Below are 22,082 nucleotides of genomic sequence, written 5' to 3'. Positions count from 1 at the left end.
GCTGTCCTGTGCGTTCTGTGGGGTACGTGGTCGTGCCGCGGGGTCCGGCACGCGGTGGGGCGCGGCTGCTCGTCGCGGCGGTCACGCGGTGGCTGCCGTCACGGGTTGTCCGCCCTCATGAGGTGTCCGCGTCACGGGTTGTCCGCGAGCGGCTCGGGCGGCGGTCCCGTGCTGGCGCCGGGCCGGAACGTGCAGGCCACCAGCGGGTCGGGGGCGTCCTCACCGGCGACGAGCGTGGCGAGCAGGCGTACGGCTGCCGCGCCCAGCTGTGCGCGGGGGATGTCGAATCCGGTGGGCTGCGGGCCGTCCGCCAGGTCCGGGGGCGGGCTGCCCAGGAGGGCGAGTGAGATGTCGCCGGGGCAGTTCAGACCGGCCTCGCGGGCGGCCGCGCTCAGCGCTCGCCAGGCGGCTCCGCTGTCGGTCTCTTCGGCCACGAAGGCGGTGACGCCCTCTGCCGCCCACTGCCGCAGGTGCTCCGGCCGCAGCTCGCGTGCGGGGTCGGCACTGCGGAAGACGGCGGCGGGCCCACCGGGCAGCCCTGCCTCCTCCAAGCCCTTCAGGAAGCCGTGTTCACGGTCGGTGGAGGCAGGCGCGTCGTCGTCCTCGCGTACGAGGATGATGCGGCGATGCCCGAGGTCGGCGAGGCGCCGGACGACTTCGCTGCTGGCCTTGATGTAGTCGGCACCGACCCAGGCCAGCCCCTCCGGTTCGTCCCTGCGGCCCAGGTGCACCACGGGGAACCCGTCGTCGACGAGCCTGCGCAGTTCGTCGACCGGGGCGTGGCGGCCCAGGAACAGACACCCGTCGGCGAGGCGTGCCCTGTTGAGCGCGTGCGGCCCGGTGGCTCCCGCGCCGCCGGTGCTCGACCCGGTGAAGAGCACCAAGTCGTAGCCCTGCGCGGCGGCTTCCTGCTCCACGCCCACGAGGAACGGGTAGTACGAGTGCTGCACGTCCGTGGGAAAGGTGGCCGTGAAGCTGAACACCCCGAGCAGGCCGTTGCGTGCCGCCGCGAGGCGCCGGGCGGCCGGGTCGGGCACGTAGCCCAGGCTCGCGGCCGCGTCGAGCACCTTCTGCCGGGTCTCATCAGAGATGGCGATGCCCTGCTTCTTGCCGGCGAGCACCAGCGAGACGGTGGCCTGCGACACTCCCGCGAGCCTGGCGACCTCGGCCTGACGCGGCCGTCCGGTGCGCCCCACCGGGGCGGAAACCCGCCCTCGTCCGGCTCGCTTCTTGGGTTCTTCCACCGCTGCCCCTCATTCGTTAATGCGTATTAGTGATGCGCATTAACGAGTACTGTGCGGGGCGCGGGACCCGCGGTCAAGGGAGGGGAGCGAACTTTCTTGCCTGACACCCGGGGGCCCCGCGACCCGCCCCTAGGGCTCAAGGGCAGGGGTCACGGAGTCCGAGAGTCACGGAGTCACGAAGTCGAAGGGTCAGATCACGATGACCCGCCGCCCCCGCGAATGCCCCGTACGGCTGTCGATGTGCGCCGTCGCGGCTTCGGCGAGCGTGTACGACTTCTCGACCGGGATGTGCAGCTTGCCTCCCGAGATGAGGGCGGCGGCCTCGGCCAGCGCTTGCGGCACGCTGCCGGCCACGCCGGAGAACCGGACACCGAACGCGGGCGCACCGAGATCCGCGATGGAGATCACTTTGCCCGGGTCCCCGGTCAGCTCGACGAGCTCCCGGAGCACACCGGATCCCGCCAGATCGAGGGCCGCGTCGACCTGGCCGAGCTGCCGCACCCGCTCGACCCAGCCGTCGCCGTACGTCGTGGCGTGCGCACCCAGGCCACGCAGATAGTCCTGGTTCGCGGCCCCGGCCGTGCCGATCACCGTGATGCCGCGCTCGCGGGCGATCTGCAGGACCGCCGATCCGACTCCCCCGGACGCACCGCTGACCAGCAGCGTCTGTCCGGAGCGCACGCCGACCTCACTGAGGACGCGCAGCGCGGTTTCCACGACGGAGGGGTACCCGGCCGCTTCCTCGAACGTCAGGTCCGCGGGCATGCGGGCCCAGGCGGAAAGGACCGCGAACTCGGCATACGTACTCGCTCCTTCGCCGAACACGTGGTCGCCGACCGCGACGCCTTCGGCTCCCTCGCCGACCTCGTCCACCACTCCCGCCGCGTCCAGCCCGACGCCGGAGGGCAACTCGGTCGGATGCGCCCCCAGGACCTGGCCTTCGCGGATCCTCCAGTCGACGGGGTTCACCCCCGCCGCCCGCACGGCGATGCGTATCTGGCCGGGGCCCGCGTGGGGCTCCTCGGCATCCAGGAGTTGCAGGACCTCGGGACCGCCGAACTCGGCGAAGCTCACTTTCTTCATGCGGCAGACCGTAACACTAACGGTTAGTGTTACGGAACGGTTAGCTTTTAGGAGCGATTGCAGCTTTGTATTTGATAGCGTCAGGCCATGACCGAGCCGTCCGGACGCCGTGAGCGCAAGAAAGCAGCGACCCGCCAGAAGATCGCTGACGCCGCCCTGCGGCTCTTCACGGAGCGGGGGTACGACGCGGTGGGCATCCGTGACGTGGCCGCCGAGGCCGACGTGGCCGTCACCACGCTCTTCTCCCACTTCGCCTCGAAAGAGGCCCTGGTGTTCGAGCAGGACGAGGACTTCGAGCAGCGCCTCACGCGCGCGGTCACCGACCGGGCCCCGCAGGACCCGCTCATCCCCGCGCTGCGCCGCGAGATCCTGGCCCTGGTGCGGCATTGCACGGCGCACGGCTCCGCCCCGATGTGGCGCATGATCGAGGCATCGCCCGCGCTGCGGGAGTACGAGGAGTCGATGAGGCTGCGCCACGCGGAGTCCCTGGCAGCGGCCATCGCCGCGGATCCCGGCCTGTCACGGACCACGACGGCGTGCCGGGCGATCGCGAGGTTCGTGATCGACGCTCATGCGGTGGCCCGCGAGGCGGCCGAGCCGGAGGCCGCGGTGGAGGAGATCTTCCTGATGATCGAGGCAGCCTGGAAGGTCACCTGACCGAGGGTCAGTTCATCAACGGGCGTCGGGCGGGCCGCGCTCCAGAAGGCGGGCGGGCCGCGCCTCAGGGTTGCGAGATGGCGACCTTGACCCCGAGACCGATGAGGTACTGGCACGGCGACGACACCCCTGAGACCCAGTGGGCCGGACCCGTCACCGACGAGCAGTACAGCGGTCCTCGCAGCTCCGACAGGTAGCGACGAACCGTGTTCGTACGGCGCCCGCGGAGCGGTGACCTGGGAAAATGCGGGGCGATCTCGAGCAGGGCCGCGTAAGGTGCGGCGACATGAATCAGGTTTCTGGTGACGCCGTCCGTCCGATCCGCGCCGACGAGTGGGCCAAGGTCAAGGAGTTGCGGCTCCGTGCGCTCAAGGACCCGGTGGCTCCGATCGCCTTTCTCGACACGTACGAACAGGCCGCCGCCGAACCTGACTCCTACTGGCAGAAGCGGGCCGAGGGCGCGGCCGACGGGACGCGCCTGCGCCAGTTCGTGGCCGAGGGCGGGGACGGGACGTGGAGCGGCACGGTGACCGTGCTCATCGAGGACGCGGACACCGAGGACGTGTTCGGCGGTGCGATCGAGCAGCGTCAGGCGCATGTCATCGGTGTCTTCGTCCGCCCCGAGCACCGCGGAAGCGGAGTGATCGACGCGCTCTTCGCGACGGCGATCAAGTGGGCATGGTCGGTGCCGGACGTGGCGCGGGTGCGCCTGTACGTGCACGAGGACAACGCGCGGGCCGAACGCTTCTACCGGCGCCACGGATTCGTGCCCTCCGGGGCGACCGTCCCGATGAAGGGCGATCCCTCCAAGAGGGAGCACGAGATGGTCCTCCACCCGGCCGACCGCTAGGCCCCTTCTGACGGACCTCAGTGGCGGATGCGCACGCCGTGGCGGACGCGCATGCGGCGCAGTTCCCACAGGGCCACCGCGGTCACAGTGACGGGGCCGCCGAGGACCGCGCACCACTGCGCGGCCGGCGGTCCGTGCGGCAGGCCGCCGTCGAGCGCGACGCTGAAGAGCATCAGCTCCCAGACGAGTACGACGGTGAGCGCGGCCGGCAGCGCGGCGTGCACGTTGGACGTGTTGAAGGCATAGCGTGCGGCGTACGCGGAGGCGAAGAGCAGGAACGGCAGCAGCCAGACGAGGCCGATGAGCAGCGCGAGCGCGATGAGGCCGTTCACGAGCGTGCCGTGATTCTGCTTGAGCACCAGGGTGCTGCCCGCCAGTACGAGGCCGACCCCCACCAGGGTGCCGACGTACCAGGCGACGGTCTTGAGCGGCGCACGCAGCCGGGAGCGGAGCACACGTCGCCGCTCGGCGGGCGCGTAGCGGATGAAGCCGAGGATGACCAGCGGACCGGTGAAGATCAGCAGCAGCGGCGCGAGGATCAGCTTCACGACGCCGTCGTTGGCGACGCCGCTCCAGCCGTCGTCAGCGCCGTAGGCGTAGATCAGGCCGAAGCTGGCGGCCGCACCGACGATCGCGCGCCCCAGCTGCACCTTCGACACGAGCGGGTCCGCGACATGGCCGGCGCCGGGCTGGTTGAAGATCGCCTCGGCGCGGCGGCGGGCCGAGCGGATGAACGGGATGAGCGGCGAGACGAAGAAGAGCGCGCACCCGGAACGCCGCCGCCGGACGGGCTGCGGCGGGAGCGGGTACGGATACGGCTGCGGGGGCAGGTACGGCCCGGGTTGCGGCGGCCCGTACGGATTCGGGCCGCCGCCTCCTTGCGGGTCGTACGGATAGGGGCCGCCGCCCTGCGGACGGCCGTTCCCCGGGCCCCAGCCCTGATATCCCCCGTGTGCCACGGTTCCCCCTAGCCTCCTGCGACGCATCTGAGCGCGCGCAGTTTACTGGCCGGAACCGGTCGGGCGTGACCAGGACCGAGGACCGGGAACGGGCCCATGGACCCCCGCGTCCTCGGAGCTAGGCGACCTGCTGCTCGTAGCCGACGAGCCGTACGCACACGGCGAGCCCGGCGATGGCCTGCTCCAGCTCCGCCAGACTCGGGTAACTCGGCGCGATGCGGATGGTGGCGTCACGCGGGTCGTCGCCGTACGGGTGGGTGGCGCCGGCCGGGGTCAGCACGATGCCCGCCTCGGCGGCACGGCGTACGACCTCCTTGGCGCAGCCGTCGGTCACTTCGAGCGTGACGAAGTAGCCGCCCTTGGGGTCGGTCCAGCTGGCGAGACCGGTCCCGCCGAGCTCTGTCTCCAGGATCCGGGCCACGGCCTCGAACTTCGGCTGGAGCAGGGCGCGCTGGCGCTCCATGTGCGCGCGCACCCCATCGGCGTCCCGCAGGAACATGACGTGCCGCAGCTGGTTGATCTTGTCCGGACCGATCGACCGCTTGGCGTTGTTGGCGAGCAGCCACTTCAGGTTCGCGGGCGACGAGCCGAAGAAGGCGACACCCGCGCCCGCCGCGGTGATCTTCGAGGTGGAGCCGAAGACGAAGACACGGTCCGCGTTCCCGGCAGCCGCGGCGGCGGCGAGCAGGTCGGCGATCTCGACGGGCTCCGCGGTGAGGTGGTGGGCGGCGTACGCGTTGTCCCAGAAGATCCGGAAATCGGGCGCGGCGGCCTGCATCGAGGCGAGCCGGGCGACGGTCTCGTCGCTGTAGCAGACGCCGTCGGGGTTGCTGTACTTCGGGACGCACCAGATGCCCTTGACCGACGGGTCCTCGGCGACGAGCCGCTCCACGACGTCCATGTCCGGGCCCTCGGCGGTCATCGGCACGGGGATCATGTCGATCCCGAACCGCTCACAGAGGGCGAAATGCCGGTCGTAGCCCGGAGTCGGGCACAGGAAGGCGATCCGCTCCTGGTCCACCCAGCGCGACTCGGCACCCGGCACCACGCTCAGCAGCGCGTGCACCAGGCAGTCGTGCATCAGCTCGAGGCTGGAGTTACCGAGGGCAAGGAGCTGGCCTGCCGGCACCTGGAGCACGTCGGCGAAGATCTCCCGGAGCTCCACCAGACCCTGCAGACCGCCGTAATTGCGTACGTCCGTGCCGTCGGCGGAGGTGTGCCGCCCGCCCGGCAGGCTCAGCAGGTCCTCGGAGAGGTCGAGCTGCTCCGGCGACGGCTTGCCGCGCGTGAGGTCGAGCGAGAGCCCGCGTCCTGCGAGGTCCTGGTAGTCCTGGCGGGCCCGCTCAAGGAGCCCGGTCACGGCGTCGGGGCTCAGCTCGGTGGTCATCATGTGTCCTTACGTTGTCGGCACTGCCCGGGCCTGTGAGCTGCACGGGCGCGCGCCGGGGGCATCGGCACTGCCCGCCGAGGATACAAAGCAATGCCCCTCCCATGCCCAGCCAGGTGGCGCGCGTCACTCTCCGGGGGCGCGCGCCGGGCCTCGCGCGGGGCGGGGGCTAACCCCCGCAGGCATCGGCCGGGTGACCAGATGTTCCGTCGCGTTCCGTGCTCATAGCGTCGGCCCCGTCCCTGTTTCTCGCGCCAGTTGATCTCTAGGAGCACGATGCGCCGCCCCACCCCCTTACTCGCGGTCGGTCTTGGCCTGGCCGGGTTGCTTGCCGGAGCGGTGCCTTCGGTGGCGCAGTCTCCCCTTGGAACCCGCCCCCTCTCCACGCACCACCAGCAGCGGCTCAGCTGGGGGCCGTGCTCGAAGGCGCAGGAGGAGCTGAACGCCGCCGGGGCGCAGTGCGCCGAGGTGACCGTCCCCCTCGACTACTCCGCTCCCGGCGGGCGCACCCTGCAGATCGCGGTCTCGCGCATCAAGGCCAAGGCCTCCTCGCAGCGTCGCGGCATCCTGCTGTCCAATCCCGGCGGGCCCGGTGGCAGCGGGATCGCCAACACCCTCGCGTTGCGACCCGCGTTGAAGGGGTCGGCGGACGGCTACGACCTCATCGGGTTCGACCCGCGGTTCCTCGGCGAGAGTTCCCCGATCACCTGCGCACCGGCCCTGCCGCCGGCCCCGCCCGGGCACTCGACCTCACCACGCGCGGATTTCGACGCGTCGGTGCGCGGCGCGCGGGACTCGGCGCGGCGTTGCCACGAGCACGGGGACAACGCGGAGCTGCTGCCCCACGCGTCCACCCGGAACGTGGCCCGGGACATGGATGTCATCAGGGCAGCCCTCGGCGAGCGGAAGCTCTCGTACTACGGCATCTCCTACGGCGCCGATCTGGGCGCCGTCTACACCCAGATGTTCCCCCGCCGCACCGACCGCATGGTCATCGACTCCTCGACGGACCCGGCGGCCACCCAGTACGAACTGTTCCAGAGCTCCGGCGAACCGGCCGAGGAAGCGCTGGACGAATGGGCCGCCTGGACCGCCCGGCGCCACGACACCTACGGGCTCGGCCGCACGGCCTCTCAGGTGCGGACGCGCGTCGAGCGACTCCTCGTACAGGCCGAGCGCCGGCCGATCGATGTCGACGGGCACCGCCTCAACGCGCCCATCCTGCGGCTGCTGTTGAAGCAGCCCGTTCAGCACGAGGAGAACGACCCGACGCTGGCCGCGATGGTGCGTGACCTGGTCGACGCCGCGGCGGGCAAGCCCATCGAGCCGGGCCCGGAGCTCGCCGCGTGGCTGGAGCTGCTCGCTTCGCCCGACCTGGCGGACAGCATGGTGGGCGGCGCGCTCTTCATGTGCGGCGACGGCGGCTGGCCCGCGGGCGGCTGGCCCGAGGACCCGGAGACGTACTGGCGGAACAGCGAGCGCAGCCGCAGCACCCAGCCCGTGTTCGGCCCCTACGTCAACGGCATGATCGCCCCCTGTGCGTTCTGGCCCGCCGCGCCACGCGAACCGGGCACGGCCATCGCCAACGACGTACCCGTACTGATGCTGCAGGCCCGTCGCGACAACAACACCCCTTATGACGGGGCTCTGGCCCTGCACCGCAAGCTGACCGGCTCCCGCCTGATCACCGCGGACATCCGCTCCCACGGCGTCTACGGCCGCGGGCTCGAAGGCCTTCGTCCCGTCCCCTGCGCCGACCGCGCGGTCAACGACTACCTGCGCACCGGCGCCCTGCCCGCTCAGGACATCGACTGCGCCCGACGGTAGAGGCAACGGGCACGACCCTGTTCACGGCAAGTGCCTCATCTCCCTCCTGTGCCCGCCGCCGACTCTGGCCTACCATCACTCGGACATGGCCACACGGGAGACGCGACCTCAGGGCGGTGCGGTGCGCACGGCCCTGTTCGCCATGGCCTTCCTCTTCCTCGTCCCCTTGCTCGGGATCGACGGACCGTCGGGCACCGCGGTCGCGTCCGTCACCGAGGACCGCGGCACGACCGCCGTCGCCTTCGGCCCGTATGCCGAGCGCGCGGCCGACAGCCGTGACAGCGGCCGTGACCGGTCCCGCGACGGTGGCCGTGGCTGTCACGAGGGCGAGAACAGGACTCCGCGCGGGGCGTTGCCCGCTCCCGAGCGGACCAGTTCGCCCGCCTTCGAGACAGCGCCCGCGCCGTACGAGCCGCCGGACGAGGCCCCGGCCCTGCCCGGCGCAGCTCCACCGGACGCGACGTCCGTCGACCTCTACAGAACCCAGGTCATCAGAACGTAGACGGGATCTCTCCGCCCGCACCCCCGCCGACAGGACCGGTCGGCAGCACCACATCGCCTTCATCGACACCAGGAGAGATCCGCATGCCCCTTTCCGCTTCCACCCGCACCTACACCGCCACTCCGGGCGGTCCCAATTCCCCGCTCGCCTCCGCGCACTCCGGCGGTGACATTGGTCTGCTCCTGCTGCGCTGCGCGGTCGGTCTGACCATGGCCGTGCACGGCAGCCAGAAGCTCTTCGGCTGGTTCAACGGCGCGGGCCTCGACAGCACCGCGGGCTTCTTCGCGAGCGACGGCTACTCCGCCCCCAAGGCCATGGCCACGGTCGCCGGTCTGACGGAGACACTCTGCGGCCTCGGTCTGGCCATCGGCCTGCTCACCCCGCTCGCCGGGGCGGGCATCGTCGGCATCATGCTCAACGCCATCGCCATGAAGTGGGGCAACGGCTTCTTCAACCCGTCCGGCATCGAGTACGACCTGATCCTGCTCACCGCGGCCGTGAGCCTGGCCCTCGCCGGCCCCGGCAGGTTCGCCGTCGACCACGTCCTGCCGGTCCCGCGCACCCACCGCCTCTCCCACGGCATCGCCGCGGTGGCCCTCGGCGCCGTCTCGGCCGCCGTGGTCCTGGTGGCCCTGCACGACTGACCAGGAAGAAGCCCGTGACGTCCCCGCCGGGACGGGCCTTCGGCCCGGACCGGTGGGGGCCGGGGGAGCACCCCGCTCAACAGTCGCGCGGTCTCGGACAGTAGCGTGCGGGCCAGGCGGGGGCAGGTGCCGGCCCGTTCGGACACTGGACAGCGAAGAGACCGGAATCAGAGCCGTGGTCAATCAGCAGCACACCCCCGCCCATAACCGCACCCCCACCCACGCCCCCACCCGTGTCGAGCTCCCCTCGCAGGCGCGCAGAGTCACGGCAGCGGTCATCGACGCGCTGTTCGCCCTGGTGTGTGGCATCGCGGCAGGCGCGGCGACCGGTGTGAAAGTGAGTGACGGAGTGGTCGAACTGCGGCCGCAGACCCCCGCGGTGTGGGGGCTGGCCCTCGGCGTGGCCGCCGGAGTGTCCTTCGTCAACCACGTCCTGCTCACGCAAGCGGCCAGGGTCAGTCTCGGCAAGCTGATCACGGGACTGCGTGTCGTACGCGCCTCCGACGGCCGGCGCCCCGGCCTCGTCCGGCTCACCGGCCGTTGGCTGTTCGGCTTCTACTGGATGATCGTCTTCGTCCCTCTGCACGTGGCGACGGACAGCGATGTGGAGCAGCAGGACGCGGTGGGAGTGCGCGTGCGGCGTCGGACGGTTCGTTCCGAAGCCGGCACGCGCACCGGCCGCTGATCCGCTGCCCCGGCCTACGGCGAGGCTTCCCCCGCGTCACCCTGGCCCGGCGCCGCCAGAAGGTCGCGTACCTCCTCCGCGGTGGTCTCCACCAGGTCCTCCCCGACCAGCACCCAGCGGGTGACACCGACCGACTCCAGGAACGTCAGGTCGTGGCTGGCGATCAGGAGCGCACCCTCGTACGACTCCAAGGCACCGGTCAGCTGGCGCACGCTGGCCAGGTCCAGGTTGTTGGTCGGCTCGTCAAGCATCAGCAGTTGAGGGGCCGGCGCGGCGAGCATCATCGCGGCGAGCGCGGCACGAAAGCGCTCGCCGCCCGAGAGAGTGCCCGCCAGTTGCTCGGCGCGTGCCCCCTTGAAGAGGAAGCGCGCCAGCTGCGAGCGGATGTGGTTGTCGGTGAGCCCGGGAGCCAGGCGGGCAACGTTCGCCGCGACACTCAGACCGTCGTCCAGGACGTCCAGGCGCTGCGGCAGGAACCTCAGCGGCACCGATGTCCTGACCTCGCCCGACAGGGGAGCCAGCTCCCCGGTGAGGGTGCGCAGCAGCGTCGTCTTGCCGGCGCCGTTGCGGCCCACCAGGGCGATCCGTTCGGGCCCCTGCACATGCAGGTCGCCTTCCTTCAACTTGCCGAATCTGGGGCGCAGTTCGGTCACGCTCAGTACCGTGCGGCCCGCCGGGACAGCGGTGTGCGGCAGGCTGACGCGGATCTCGGCGTCGTTGCGGATCGCGTCCGCGGCCTCCTCGCGCCGCTCGCGCGCCTCGTTGAGCCGCTCCTCGTGCAGGCCCCGGAGCTTGTCCCCCGACTCCTGCGCGGAGCGCTTCTTCTCCCCCGCCACGATGCGCGGGGCACGCCGCTGGGCGTCCATCTTCTTGCTGTGCCGCTGGCGGCGGGCCACCTTGACCTGGGTTTCCTCCAGTTCGCGTTTCTGGCGGCGTACGTCGGCCTCGGCGGCCCGCAACATCCGCCCCGCCGCTTCCTGTTCGATGGCCAGCGCTTCCTCGTAGGCGGACCAGCCGCCGCCGTACCAGTTCACCGATCCGGCGCGCAGTTCGGCGATGCGGTCCACGCGTTCGAGCAGGTCGAGGTCGTGGCTGACCACCACCAGGATGCCGGAGCGCCAGGAGTCGACGGCTTCGTAGAGTCTGCGGCGCGCGAACAGGTCGAGGTTGTTGGTCGGTTCGTCGAGGAGAAGCACGTCCGGGCGTTCCAGGAGCAGCGCCGCCAGGCGCAGGAGCACGGTCTCCCCGCCCGACATCTCACCCACGGTCCGGTCAAGTCCGATGTCGCCGAGGCCGAGGGTCCCCAACTGGGCCAGGGCCCGCTCCTCGACGTCCCAGTCGTCGCCGATCGTCTCGAAGTGCTCCTCGCGCACGTCTCCGGATTCGATGGCGCGCAGGGCGTCACGCCGCTCGGCGATGCCCAGGGCCTGGTCGACGCGCAGGCTCGTGTCGAGGGTGATGTTCTGCGGCAGGTAGGCGAGGCTGCCGCCGACGGTCACCGACCCCTGGGTCGGGCGCAGTTGTCCGGCCAGCAGGCGCAACAGAGTTGATTTTCCGGTGCCGTTGGTGCCGACGAGCCCGGTGCGGCCCCGGCCGATGCTGACGGACAGGCCGTCGAAGACGCTCGTGCCGTCCGGCCACTGGAACGACAGGGCGGAGCACGTCAGGGAGACGCTGGGGGTGGTGGGTACAGACATGATGGATCTCGCAGTCGCAGGCGCGGGCGGGGGGCGTCGTATGCGAGCACCACGCGGCGACCGACCGGCAGAAAAGGGGTGCGGCGGTCCGGGAGACAGAGGGACAGCTCATGCACCGAGGTCGCATCCACGCGGGGTCACGGGCAGGGCGGCAAGGCCGGCTGCGGCGTGACGGGCGTACGGCGAAGGCCGTACGGCGCGATGATCGCGAACCTCAGATGCGCAACGTCCACCTCTATCGGAGACAACAGGACGCTGGAAACGATAACGACCGCGCGAGGGAATGGCAAAGCTTTGAGATCACCGCCGTGCTCACCGCCGTGCTCACCGCCGCGCCTGGATGAGGGCGCGGGTGCCGCTGGTGCGCCAGCCCTGACCGTGTGCCGCGTTCAGCTCCGCCTCGGTCCGCCCGTCGAGTCCGACGATCACGTCGGACTTCAGCGTCCGCAGGGCCGCCACCGGTCCGGGGAAGTACGCGGTGGGCTCCTCGAAGGGTGTCGTGGCGGGCCAGAGCCGGTCGCCGACCAGGCGCCGGTAGTTCAGGTCGCCCTTCATGACGGTCACGTCGGCCTCGGCGAACTCCTGGCGCAGGTCGTCGGGCATCCGCTCGTACGGCAGCGGGGCGCAGGAGAAGACGTGGCTGCGGACGGTGAGCCGGCCGGTGCCCATGGCCGACCACAGGCGGTCACCCACCTCTGCCGCGGCGCCCCGCGCGCCGGTCAGGCGGCGCAGGCAGTCGATGACGTCGGCGGTCATGGCGTCCGAGACGTAGTACGGGTACGGCTTGACGTGCAGCACGACCTGCTCGGCGCGGCGATGGCGCAGGAGGTGGTCGGTGAGGATGAGGTCGGGCAGCAGCTCACGTCCCGCGTTGTCCGCGACCAGGCACAGCGTGGCCGCGCCGCCCTCGGGCAGCAGGGACCACAGCACCTCGGAGTCGTCGGCGACGAGGCGTGAGTCGGCGGCACCGGCCCCGCCGCCGCCCACGGCGAAGCCCAGGTCGGCGCGGTTGCCCCACAGCGAGCCCAGGAGCAGGGCCTGTCGCTGCTCGTCGAGGGGCCGCGGGGCCAGCCGGTCGAGCGCGGCCAGTTCCTGGTCGGCCTCATCGGTGTGGAGTTCCGCCTGCTTGAACGGACGGAACGGGTCGATCCCCTGCCAGGTACCGTCCCCGAAGTACCCGACAGCTGCGAGGAGTTGGCGGTAGAAGTAACTCTCGGCCCACAGGAAGGGGGCGTCGAACCAGGACAGACCGACGTACTCACGCCCCCATTCCTCCCACAGGTGACGGTCGTGCGCCTCGGGTCCCGGCGGCTCGATCACGCCTTCCGTGGCCTGGGCGAGGAGGGCGTCGAGGGCGCGATGCTGCCGCGGCCCGTAGGGGAAGGCGTCGCGCACCTTCTTGATGAGCGCGGGGTGGCGCTCGGCGAGCACGCTCCTTGAGAAGGAACCGGGTACGTCGCTCAGGATGACGGGGGCTTCGACTGCGTCTGGCATGAGTACTCCTTCACCTTTTCTTCTCACTATTTGACGGCTTGTGGGCACGCGGGTCTACGGTGACCCGCCCTCTATCCCCCACGTTCCAGAGGTTCAGCTCCATGCCCGCATTCAACCGTCGACGCTTCCTCCAGGCAGCGGGTGGCACCGCCGGCGTCGCGGCTCTGTCCGCCAGCATCATGCGCGCCGTCGACATCCCCGCCTCCACCCGGTCGGGATCGATCGACGACGTCGAGCACATCGTGGTCCTCATGCAGGAGAACCGCTCCTTCGACCACTACTTCGGCACGCTGGGCGGCGTTCGGGGATTCGGCGACCCCCGCCCAATGGTCCTGGAGAGCGGAAAGCCCGTATGGCATCAGTCCGGTGGCGGCGAGGAGGTCCTGCCCTACCATCCCGAGGCCGACGACCTGGGAATGCAGTTCATCGCCGGGCTGAGCCATGACTGGGAAACCGGCCATCAGGCGTGGAACAAGGGCAAGTACGACGACTGGATCGCGGCCAAGACCTCCGGCACGATGGCCCACCTGACCAGGGCCGACATACCGTTCCACTACGCGCTGGCCGACGCTTTCACGGTCTGCGACGCCTACCACTCCTCGTTCATCGGCGCGACCGACCCCAACCGCTATTACCTCTACTCCGGTCACACCGGAAATGACGGCAAGGGCGGCGGCCCGGTCCTCGGCAACGAGGAAGTCGGCTACGACTGGACCACCTATCCCGAGCGCCTGGAAAAGGCCGGGGTGTCCTGGAAGATCTACCAGGACACCGGCGACGGACTCACCGAGGACGGACTGTGGGGCGTCCTGGAGGACGCCTACCGCGGAAACTACGGCGACAACTCGCTGATGTTCTTCAACAAGTACCGGAACTCGAAGCCCGGTGACCCCCTTTACGAAAAGGCGCGCAAGGGAACGAACATCAAGAAGAGCGGCCACCTCCTCGACGACCTCCGCGCGGACGTCAAGTCCGGGAAACTCCCGAAGATATCCTGGATCGCGGCTCCGGAAGCGTTCAGCGAGCACCCCAACTGGCCCGCGAATTACGGCGCCTGGTACATCTCGCAGGTCCTGGACGCACTGACGTCCGACCCCGAGGTGTGGAGCAGGACCGCCCTGTTCATCACCTACGACGAGAACGACGGCTACTTCGACCACGTGCCGCCGCCCTACCCCCCTGCCGACTCCTCCTGGGGCGCTTCCACGGTCGACACCGAGCTCGATTTCTTCCCGGGCGACAGCGAGTACAGCTCGGGCCCCTACGGGCTCGGCATGCGGGTCCCCACCCTCGTCGTCTCCCCGTGGTCCACCGGCGGCTACGTCTGCTCCGAGGTCTTCGACCACACCTCCGTCATCCAGTTCATGGAGCGCCGCTTCGGCGTCCACGAGCCGCACATCTCCCCCTGGCGCCGGGCCATCTGCGGCGACCTCACCTCGGCCTTCGACTTCGGCCTCAAACACACCGGGCGCGCGGACCTGCCGAGCACCGACGGCTATGAGCCACCGGACCAGGAACGGCACGACAGCTACACACCCTCGCCACCCGCGTCCCCCGCCCTGCCCAAGCAGGAGAAGGGCGCGAGGCCCACCCGCCCCCTGCCATACACCCCGCTGGTCACCGCAGCCGTGAAGCCCTCCGACGGCACCATCGAGCTCACCTTCACACCGGGCGACGAAACCGGCGCCTGCTTCCTCGTCACCTCGGGCAACCGCGACGACGGGCCCTGGACCTACACCGCCGCGGCCGGCAAGAAGATCTCCGACACCTGGAGCACGGACCCTTCCGACGGGGCGTACGAGCTGAGCGTGCACGGCCCCAACGGCTACCTGCGGACGTACGAGGGCACCGCCGCCACCCCGAGCCCGGAGATCACCTGCCGCCACGACCAGGACACCGGGCGCGTGAAGCTCACCGTCACCAACCCGGCCAAGACGGCCTGCCGCCTCACCATCACCAACGCCTACGGCGGCAAGAGCACCGAACTCACCGTCGCGGCAGGCGGCCGGCAGTCCCGCTCGGTCGATCTCGGCCACAGCAAGCGCTGGTACGACCTGCGTGTCCGGTCCGACAGCGACAGCGCCTACCTGCGCAGGTTCGCGGGGCACGTCGAGACGGGCAAGCCCGGCACCAGCGACCCCGCGCTCCGCACCGGCTGACCGGGCCGCGGAAGCGCGCTAGACCCCGCCCGCTTCCTCGTCGCCGCCCGGCCTGACGCGTACGTGCATGCGCTCACCCTGGGCCCCGTACAGGGCGAGGAACTCGACGGGAATGTCACCGGCGTTGGCGAAGCCGTGCGGGGTGCGGGTGTCGAACTCCGCGGCCTCGCCCGCGGTGAGCACCAGGTCATGCTCACCCAGGGCGAGCAGCAGCCGCCCGGAGAGGACGTAGATCCATTCGTAGCCCTCGTGCATGCCCTGCTCGGGACGTGCGGCCTGCCGCGAGCCGTTCCTGGGGACCGGCATGACCTGCTTGTACGCGTGCATTCCGCCGAGGTAGCGGGTGAGGGGTACCCACGTGTTGCCGTGGCGCGTGAACGGCCGCGGGTGGATGCGCGGATCGCCCGTCTGCGGCGCGCCGACCAGCTCGTCGAGCGGTACGCCGTACGCCTTGGCCAGCGGCAGCAGGAGCTTCAGGGTGGGCTCCCGCTGTCCGGCCTCGAGGCGCGAGAGCGTGCTCAGGGAAATCCCCGTCTCCTCGCTCAGCCGGGCCAGGGTGGCGCCGCGTGCCTTCCGCAGCGCCCGCAGCCGCGGCCCGACGGCGGTCAGCACATCCGTGAGTCGGGCGTCGTCGCTCATCTCTCCATTTGCCAGCTCAGCAAACAACTTTGTCAAGCCGCCCCCGCCGCGCGCAGGGTTGCCGCAGAGCAGAAGGAGCCCCGCATGAGCGACCACACCGCTGACCACGCCACCGTCTCCGCCGACGGCGCCCGTACCGACGGCGCCGGCATCCCACCCGCCGCGGATTCGGCCGCCGCGTTCTGGGACGAGCGCTACAACCAGAGCGGCCGCCTGTGGAGCGGCGAGCCCAATGCCGCACTCGTCCGCGAGACCGAAGGGCTCGCCCCGGGCAGCGCCCTGGACCTGGGCTGCGGAGAGGGCGGCGACGCGATCTGGCTCGCACGGCAGGGCTGGCGCGTCACCGCCACCGACATCTCCCGCGTCGCCCTCGGCCGTGCCGCCGAGCACGCGGACCGTGCCCAGGTCGCCGACCGCGTCGACTGGGTCCACCACGACCTGGGCGTCTCCTTCCCGGCCGGCAGCTACGACCTGGTCTCCGCGCAGTTCCTGCACTCCCTCCACGAGATGCCGCGCGAGCAGATCCTGCGCGCCGCCGCCGCGGCCGTCACCGAGGGCGGCACCCTCCTGATCGTCGGCCACATGGGCTTCCCCGCCTGGGAGACCACGTCGCCCCCGGGTGTGGATTTCCCCAGCCCCCAGAAGGTCCTGGCCTCGCTCGACCTGCCGACCGGGCAGTGGGACGTGCTCGTCTGCGACACCCATGAGCACTCCCTGACGGACCCCGACGGAAAGCCCTCCACGCGGACCAACTACACCGTCAAGCTGCGGCGCCGCCGGCCCAACGGGTGACGGTCAACCCGCCGACGGACAGGGGGTCTACCCGTGTTGGGGCAGGCGCACGGTCAGGGTCACCTTGCTGCCGGTGGGGCCCGCCGAGATCGTGAGTTCGTCGGTCAGCAGGCCTGCGAGCCACAGTCCCCGGCCGCCCGGGTGACCGTCCAGGCCGGGAGCCAGCTCGGGGATGACGTCGGCGCTGAAGCCGGGGCCCCCGTCGTGGATGTGGCAGGCCAGATGGCCGTTGCTGCGTTGCAGGATCAGCATGCCGCCGCCGCCCGCGTGCTCGACCGCGTTCACCGCGACCGCGTCCAGGGCCACGATGAAATCGCTGCGCCGCGGTTCGGTCAGTCCCTGGTGGTCGGCGTACTGGTCCACGAGCATCCGCAGCCGGGGCAGATCGTCCTGGGTGAAGCGCGATTCCAGGAGGGTGACAGGGGGGATCTCGCGTGGGTCCGAGGTGCTCGTCATCAGCGGTCCACCTCGCTGATCACCATGTGGGGCACCTGGTCGGCACCTGCTCGGCGCAGTATGCGGGCCGGTGTCGGCGGACAGGTGACCTGGACCGGGCCGTGCGGGTGTTCCAGGACCAGCCGCAGCAGGTCCACGGCGCAGGCGACGCCGAGGAACACGAGTCCGTTCAGGTCCACGACGAGCGGCCGGCGGGAATCCGCGCCGTCCCTGAGCCCCTGGCGCACGGCGGCGATGAACTCCTCCCGGGTGGCGACGTCCGCCTCGCCGACCAACCGCACAAGGCCGTCCGCCTGTTCCGCGTGCAGAGCCCCCAGGCGGGGCAGCAGCCGACAGGGGTGCGCCTCGTACATCGCGGTCAGGACGTTCGGGGCGAACCAGCGGCGGTCGTAGGCACAGATCTCGGTGTAGGGGCGGTCGGTGAACAGATGCTGGGCGTGCGATTCGCGGTGCATCATCACCTCGACATCGGCGCCCAGGTGCCCCACCCAGTGCATGTCGATATAGGTGCGCAGCCCGCTGTAGCCCTCGGCCAAGGCCCGGTCGGTCTCCTCCGTGATGCGCTCCCACTGCCGCAGGGGAGTGAACGCGTCCTGGGGGTGGATGAGGGCGCGCATGCTGCTGAGCACCAACTGCCCGTCTTTCCGGGCGGATCCCAGCAGGGCGCCCGGAGCATCGAGGCGGCCCCACACCTCCTCGTCGTCCATGTGCGGAGCGGCGAAGACCATCACCTTCTCCCGCTTGACCAGACCCGCCCACGCGAAGGCAGACACCACGTCGCGGCCCGCATCGTCGTCGTCGTAGCTGACGAACGCGTGGTCGCCCGCCCGTAGATGCTGGACCGGGATTGTTCCGCCCGACGCCGAAGCGGCATCCGCCATCTCTCACCTCCGGGGCCGAGACGACGACCCGACGGGAACAACTGCGGGCCACACGCTAGCGGTCCGTACCTCACGGCGGCATATTCCCAAGGAGGGCGACAGTTAGCCGACGAGGCGCACTCTCTTGACGACCGGGAGTGCGCCCGGACGATCCCTTGGGTGCGGGTTTTGTTCGTCGGATGCCGTCATGTTTTTGCCTGCCGTCGACCGCCGTCGGGTACGGGTGCGCATGCGGATGCGGGTGGGGATGCGGGCTCAGGATGTCGCGAGGGACCGGTCGACGAGTGCGCGCGCGTAGGCGGCGTCCAGTTGGCTGGGGCGGAAGAGGATGCGGTACATCATCGGCGCCACGACCTGGTCGATGACCCGCTCCGTGTCCGGTACGGCCTCGCCCCTCTCCGCCGCGCGCGCCAGGACGATGTCGATCTGTTCGGCGGCGTAGGCGGAGCACTGGCCGGCGTTGCTCCCGTCCGGGTCTCCGAGCAGAGCGTCCCTGATGTACGCGCGCCCGGGCGGGGAGGCCATCTCGTCGAGGAACTGCTCGGCCCACGCCCCGAGGTCCGCCCGCAGGGCGCCGAGGTCGGCCGGGGGCGCCTCGGGGCGCAGGTGCTCCACCGCGACGTCGGACAGGAGTTCCTGGAGGTCGCCCCACCGGCGGTAGACCGTCGACGGCGTCACCCCGGCGCGCGCCGCGACGAGGGGGACGGTCAGCGCCTCGCGCCCCAGCTCGGTCTGCAGCTCGCGGACCGCCGCGTGGACTGACTCCTGGACGCGGGCGCTGCGCCCTCCGGGCCGAACCATGGGCTTGGGACTCATGGCTCCACCCTAACGCCTTAACGCGAATTCGTTGCTTCTAGCTGGGGTCACGCTCACGCCACGATGGGGGCCAGCCGGCCCGCCCCGACACCGGTGGCGGCACCGGAGTCAGCCACCTCGTAGGCGCGGCCGACCCGCAGCACGGTCGCCTCGTCGTGCGGGCGCCCCATCACCTGCATGCCGATCGGCAGGCCCGCGCCGTCCTGGCCCACGGGCAGCGTCAGCGCCGGCATCCCCGTGATGTTGGCGGGCGCGGAGAGACGGACGTAGCTGTCGGAGACGGTCTCGGCCGTGCCGTCCGCCCACTCCACGCTCTCCTGGTCGGCCTTGGCAGCCGTCATCGGCACCGCCGGAGCCGCGATCACGTCGACGCGGCCGAGCAGCCGCGTCCATGCCTCGCGCATCAGCGTCCGCGCGCGCTGGGCTCGCAGGTAGTCACCGGCGGACACGAATTCGCCCGCCTCCAGCAGTACGCGGACCTCCGCCGTATACAGATCGGGTACCGAGCGAAGCGTCCGCTCGTGGTTCGCGGTCGCCTCGGGGACCATCAGGCCCCACTGGGTGGCCTGGATGTAGCGCGCCAGGGGGATCTCGACCTCGACGAGTTCGGCCCCGAGTTCCTGGAGCTGCCCGATGGCCCGGCGCACGCTTTCCTCGACCTCCGGGCTGATCCGCTCGAAGTAGTAGTTACGGGGCACGCCCACCCGCAGCCCCGTCAGGTCGCCCTCCGGGAGGGCTTCACCCCCCGGGGCGGCGGAGGCGGGACGCTCCCGCCCCGTCAAGGCGGCGAGCACGAGCGCGGCGTCCTGCACCGTGCGGGTGAGGGGGCCTACATGGTCCAGGGACCAGGACAGGGAGGTCACCCCCTGACGGGAGATCAGGTCGTACGTCGGCTTGAGGCCGACCACGCCGTTCAGTGCCGCGGGCACGCGGATCGAGCCGCCGGTGTCGGTGCCCAGCGCGAAGGTGGCCTCCCCCGCCGCGACGGCGACGGCCGAGCCCCCGCTCGATCCGCCCGCGACGCGGCCGTGGTCCCAGGCGTTGCTCGTCTGGGGGGTGGTCAGTCCGTAGGCGAACTCGTGGGTGTGGGTCTTGCCCAGCAATACGGCGCCTGCCTCGGACAGGCGTGCGGCGACAGCACTGTCGCGTGCGGCGACGTGGCCCGCCCTGACGCGCGAACTGGCCGTCGTGGCAACGCCCTTGGTGTCGATCAGGTCTTTCAGGCCCATGGGTATGCCGTGCAGGGGGCCGCGCGACTCCCCCTCGGCCATCTCGCGCTCGGCCCGGACCGCCGCCGCGCGGGCGGAGTCCGCCACGACGGTGACGTACGCCTGGAGGCGTTCCTCCACGGCTCCGATGCGATCGAGGACGGAATCGGTGAGCTCCACCGGGGAGAGATCCCCCGCGGTCATGGCACGGGCGGCATCCGCCAGGGACAGCTCAAACGGCTGCATCGGTGCCCTCCTGTCCTGCCGTGTAGGAGATCGCGGGCGGGGTGTCGCCGAAGTCCAGTTCGCGCAGCGTGGCGATCACGGACTGGATGTACGTGGCGGTCGCCGCCACCACCTCGTGACGGTCGCTCCCCAGTGGCAGGCCCGCTCGGAGCGCGCCCCGGGCGGCCTCCTCGGGGGTGAGTTCGGCGGTATTCATGTGCGGCCTCTCGACTCGTGGCGCTGTGCCGGGAGGGGGGCCCGCCCCGGCGAAACTCAAACGCAAACGGTTTGCTTTAACGAGACGATAGGACCTACGCTGCGTTAACGCAAACCCGTTGCTTTTAGCTCCGGGCCCGCCACTCGGCCGACCAAAGGATCACCGCATGGCCATGACCGCCGCACACCACGCCACGTCCAGCCCCCACCCCGGCGCCCCGGCCTGGACGGTCGGAGACCTCACCGTGCACCGCATCGACGAGGTGTCCCTCCCCTCACAGACGGGACCGTGGCTGCTGCCGGGAGCGACCCCGGAGATCGTCGCCCGGTCCCCCTGGCTGCAACCGGATTTCGCGAACGAACAACGCGTCCTGCGGCTGGCGAGCCACAGCTTCGCGGTCGAGGTCAACGGGCTGCGTGTGCTCGTGGACACCGGCATCGGCAACGGCAAGCAGCGGGCCAACCCCGCCTGGGACAACCTGAACAGCGACTACCTCACGCGCCTGACGCAGGCCGGCTTCACCCCCGAAACGGTGGATCTCGTCGTCCTCACCCATCTGCACACCGACCATGTCGGCTGGAACACCCGCTCCGACGGGACGAGTTGGGTGCCCACCTTCCCCAACGCCCGCTACCTCACGGCCCGCACAGAGTGGGACTACTGGTCCGGCGTCGACATGGACGAGCCCCGACGCCAGATGTTCCGGGACTCCGTGCACCCCATCAGGGAAGCCGGCCTGCTCGACCTCGTCGACGTCCCTGCCGGGGGCACCGACATCGCCCAGGGTGTGCGCCTGCGCCCCACCCCGGGCCACACACCTGGCCAGGTGGCGGTGGAACTGCGCAGCCACGGCGAGAGCGCGCTCATCACCGGCGACTGCATCCACCACCCCGTCCAACTGGTCCACCCGGACCTGGGCAGCTGCGTCGACATCGACCCCGCGGCAGCGACCAGAACCCGCCACCAGCTCCTGAGCGAACTCGCCGGCACCCCAACTCTCCTCCTGGGCAGCCACTTCCCGCCCCCCACAGCAGGCCACGTGATCACCGACGGCGACTCCTACCGGCTCGTGCCCTCGTCCTAGGGGCGGCGGCTCGCTAGGACGCAGGACCCGTGCCCCTCCGGGTCGGCAAGGCTTTCAGGTGGCCCCAACGTCAAGACCCTTGCGATTTGGCCCTTTCGACCGGGGAGGATGTTGCTGACGACGGTGACGTACTCCGTGCGCGTGAAGGCGCCACACTCCTGTCCGCCGTAGGCGTCGTGCACGGTGTCGGCGCCGTAGTGTGCTGCGCCCGGGATGTACCGGTGCCAGATGTACTCAATCCGTGCCGGCCAAGCTGACGCCAAGGAGCTGTGGCGCCCATGACTCTCGTCGCCTACCTCCCCGACGCGGGGACCATCCCGCCGTGGATGCGGATCACGTTCGGCGTGGTGGTGCTGGTGCTGATCGCCACCCGCATCTGGCTGAGCCACCGGTCTCACCGCCGCCGTAGGCGGTAGAACTTCGCCCGGTTCACGCCCTACGGCGACGATCCGCTTGACGAGGCAGCCGACGGCCGCGATCGGTCCGGTTGAACACCGCAGAGGTGGAGCGCCGGGCAAGGCAGGACGTGGGTCCGCTGCTGGACCTGACCGTGCTCACCGGGCTGATGCAGCTGCC

General features: G+C 70.8%; 22 protein-coding genes. 10 read left to right on the top strand and 12 right to left on the bottom strand.

The features are described from left to right. Positions 1–131 precede the first annotated feature (131 nt). On the bottom strand, positions 132–1,244 hold the full coding sequence (locus tag ACZ5U5_RS13700) for a LacI family DNA-binding transcriptional regulator (RefSeq protein WP_469020363.1): 1,113 nt from the start codon (positions 1,242–1,244) through the stop codon (positions 132–134). 189 nt (positions 1,245–1,433) lie between these two features. Continuing rightward, complete coding sequence (locus tag ACZ5U5_RS13695; protein ID WP_469020362.1) at positions 1,434–2,327, bottom strand: NADP-dependent oxidoreductase; 894 nt, start codon at positions 2,325–2,327, stop codon at positions 1,434–1,436. Positions 2,328–2,414: 87 nt separating this feature from the next. Between ACZ5U5_RS13695 and ACZ5U5_RS13690 the strand changes: the two genes are divergently transcribed. Both ACZ5U5_RS13690 and ACZ5U5_RS13685 read left to right on the top strand, forming a co-directional pair. Beyond that, positions 2,415–2,984, top strand: a complete 570-nt coding sequence (locus tag ACZ5U5_RS13690) for a TetR/AcrR family transcriptional regulator (protein WP_469020359.1) — start codon at positions 2,415–2,417, stop codon at positions 2,982–2,984. Between the two features lie 286 nt (positions 2,985–3,270). Continuing rightward, a complete protein-coding gene (locus ACZ5U5_RS13685; protein WP_469020357.1) occupies positions 3,271–3,834 on the top strand; it encodes a GNAT family N-acetyltransferase in 564 nt (187 codons plus the stop codon). A gap of 17 nt (positions 3,835–3,851) precedes the next feature. Here ACZ5U5_RS13685 and ACZ5U5_RS13680 read toward each other — a convergent pair whose 3' ends face one another. Both ACZ5U5_RS13680 and ACZ5U5_RS13675 read right to left on the bottom strand, forming a co-directional pair. Further along, positions 3,852–4,793, bottom strand: a complete 942-nt coding sequence (locus ACZ5U5_RS13680; protein WP_469020356.1) for a hypothetical protein — start codon at positions 4,791–4,793, stop codon at positions 3,852–3,854. Between the two features lie 118 nt (positions 4,794–4,911). Then, a complete protein-coding gene (locus ACZ5U5_RS13675; protein WP_469020354.1) occupies positions 4,912–6,180 on the bottom strand; it encodes an aspartate aminotransferase type Ic in 1,269 nt (422 codons plus the stop codon). Positions 6,181–6,456: 276 nt separating this feature from the next. Between ACZ5U5_RS13675 and ACZ5U5_RS13670 the strand changes: the two genes are divergently transcribed. The 4 genes from ACZ5U5_RS13670 (at position 6,457) to ACZ5U5_RS13655 (ending at position 9,838) form a co-directional block, all read left to right on the top strand. After that, positions 6,457–8,007: an alpha/beta hydrolase gene (locus ACZ5U5_RS13670; RefSeq protein ID WP_469020352.1), complete on the top strand. Its 1,551-nt coding sequence runs from the start codon at positions 6,457–6,459 to the stop codon at positions 8,005–8,007. An 85-nt stretch (positions 8,008–8,092) separates the two neighbouring features. Further along, positions 8,093–8,509 (top strand): hypothetical protein, encoded by a 417-nt coding sequence (locus ACZ5U5_RS13665; protein WP_469020351.1) that lies wholly within the window; start codon positions 8,093–8,095, stop codon positions 8,507–8,509. An 83-nt stretch (positions 8,510–8,592) separates the two neighbouring features. Further along, positions 8,593–9,153 carry a DoxX family protein gene (locus tag ACZ5U5_RS13660; RefSeq protein WP_469020348.1) on the top strand — a complete coding sequence of 187 codons (561 nt, stop codon included), beginning with the start codon at positions 8,593–8,595 and terminating at the stop codon, positions 9,151–9,153. A 175-nt stretch (positions 9,154–9,328) separates the two neighbouring features. Then, positions 9,329–9,838: an RDD family protein gene (locus ACZ5U5_RS13655; RefSeq protein ID WP_469020346.1), complete on the top strand. Its 510-nt coding sequence runs from the start codon at positions 9,329–9,331 to the stop codon at positions 9,836–9,838. A 14-nt stretch (positions 9,839–9,852) separates the two neighbouring features. Here ACZ5U5_RS13655 and ACZ5U5_RS13650 read toward each other — a convergent pair whose 3' ends face one another. After that, a complete protein-coding gene (locus ACZ5U5_RS13650) occupies positions 9,853–11,535 on the bottom strand; it encodes an ABC-F family ATP-binding cassette domain-containing protein (protein ID WP_469020345.1) in 1,683 nt (560 codons plus the stop codon). A gap of 324 nt (positions 11,536–11,859) precedes the next feature. Next, positions 11,860–13,029: a damage-control phosphatase ARMT1 family protein gene (locus ACZ5U5_RS13645; RefSeq protein WP_469020342.1), complete on the bottom strand. Its 1,170-nt coding sequence runs from the start codon at positions 13,027–13,029 to the stop codon at positions 11,860–11,862. Between the two features lie 101 nt (positions 13,030–13,130). On the opposite strand from ACZ5U5_RS13645, the gene ACZ5U5_RS13640 reads away from it, so the two are divergent. Beyond that, positions 13,131–15,188: a phosphocholine-specific phospholipase C gene (locus ACZ5U5_RS13640; protein ID WP_469020340.1), complete on the top strand. Its 2,058-nt coding sequence runs from the start codon at positions 13,131–13,133 to the stop codon at positions 15,186–15,188. 18 nt (positions 15,189–15,206) lie between these two features. On the opposite strand, the gene ACZ5U5_RS13635 is transcribed toward ACZ5U5_RS13640, so the two are convergent. Further along, a complete protein-coding gene (locus ACZ5U5_RS13635; protein ID WP_469020337.1) occupies positions 15,207–15,827 on the bottom strand; it encodes a helix-turn-helix domain-containing protein in 621 nt (206 codons plus the stop codon). A gap of 84 nt (positions 15,828–15,911) precedes the next feature. On the opposite strand from ACZ5U5_RS13635, the gene ACZ5U5_RS13630 reads away from it, so the two are divergent. Beyond that, positions 15,912–16,619 carry a class I SAM-dependent methyltransferase gene (locus tag ACZ5U5_RS13630; RefSeq protein ID WP_469020336.1) on the top strand — a complete coding sequence of 236 codons (708 nt, stop codon included), beginning with the start codon at positions 15,912–15,914 and terminating at the stop codon, positions 16,617–16,619. A gap of 27 nt (positions 16,620–16,646) precedes the next feature. On the opposite strand, the gene ACZ5U5_RS13625 is transcribed toward ACZ5U5_RS13630, so the two are convergent. From ACZ5U5_RS13625 to ACZ5U5_RS13605, 5 genes are all read right to left on the bottom strand, one after another. Next, the gene (locus ACZ5U5_RS13625) at positions 16,647–17,075 is read right to left on the bottom strand and encodes an ATP-binding protein (protein ID WP_469020333.1); all 429 of its coding nucleotides are present in this window, start codon (positions 17,073–17,075) and stop codon (positions 16,647–16,649) included. Next, positions 17,075–17,956, bottom strand: a complete 882-nt coding sequence (locus tag ACZ5U5_RS13620) for an MEDS domain-containing protein (RefSeq protein ID WP_469020332.1) — start codon at positions 17,954–17,956, stop codon at positions 17,075–17,077. The genes ACZ5U5_RS13625 and ACZ5U5_RS13620 overlap by 1 nt, the downstream gene beginning before the upstream one ends. A 255-nt stretch (positions 17,957–18,211) precedes the next feature. Continuing rightward, positions 18,212–18,772, bottom strand: coding sequence for a TetR/AcrR family transcriptional regulator (locus tag ACZ5U5_RS13615; RefSeq protein WP_469020329.1), 561 nt, complete (start codon positions 18,770–18,772; stop codon positions 18,212–18,214). 53 nt (positions 18,773–18,825) lie between these two features. Further along, positions 18,826–20,226 (bottom strand): amidase, encoded by a 1,401-nt coding sequence (locus ACZ5U5_RS13610; protein WP_469020327.1) that lies wholly within the window; start codon positions 20,224–20,226, stop codon positions 18,826–18,828. After that, positions 20,213–20,422, bottom strand: a complete 210-nt coding sequence (locus ACZ5U5_RS13605) for a hypothetical protein (RefSeq protein WP_469020325.1) — start codon at positions 20,420–20,422, stop codon at positions 20,213–20,215. Before ACZ5U5_RS13605 ends, ACZ5U5_RS13610 begins: the two co-directional genes overlap by 14 nt. A 172-nt stretch (positions 20,423–20,594) precedes the next feature. On the opposite strand from ACZ5U5_RS13605, the gene ACZ5U5_RS13600 reads away from it, so the two are divergent. Both ACZ5U5_RS13600 and ACZ5U5_RS13595 read left to right on the top strand, forming a co-directional pair. Beyond that, positions 20,595–21,506, top strand: a complete 912-nt coding sequence (locus ACZ5U5_RS13600; RefSeq protein WP_469020871.1) for an MBL fold metallo-hydrolase — start codon at positions 20,595–20,597, stop codon at positions 21,504–21,506. A gap of 278 nt (positions 21,507–21,784) precedes the next feature. Next, on the top strand, positions 21,785–21,922 hold the full coding sequence (locus ACZ5U5_RS13595) for a hypothetical protein (protein ID WP_469020323.1): 138 nt from the start codon (positions 21,785–21,787) through the stop codon (positions 21,920–21,922). Positions 21,923–22,082: the final 160 nt, after the last annotated feature.

The sequence above is a fragment of the Streptomyces sp. NPDC033177 genome (assembly GCF_055577715.1).
Note: the sequence above shows the minus strand (reverse complement) of the source record. Positions and strands in the feature narration are given on the sequence as shown.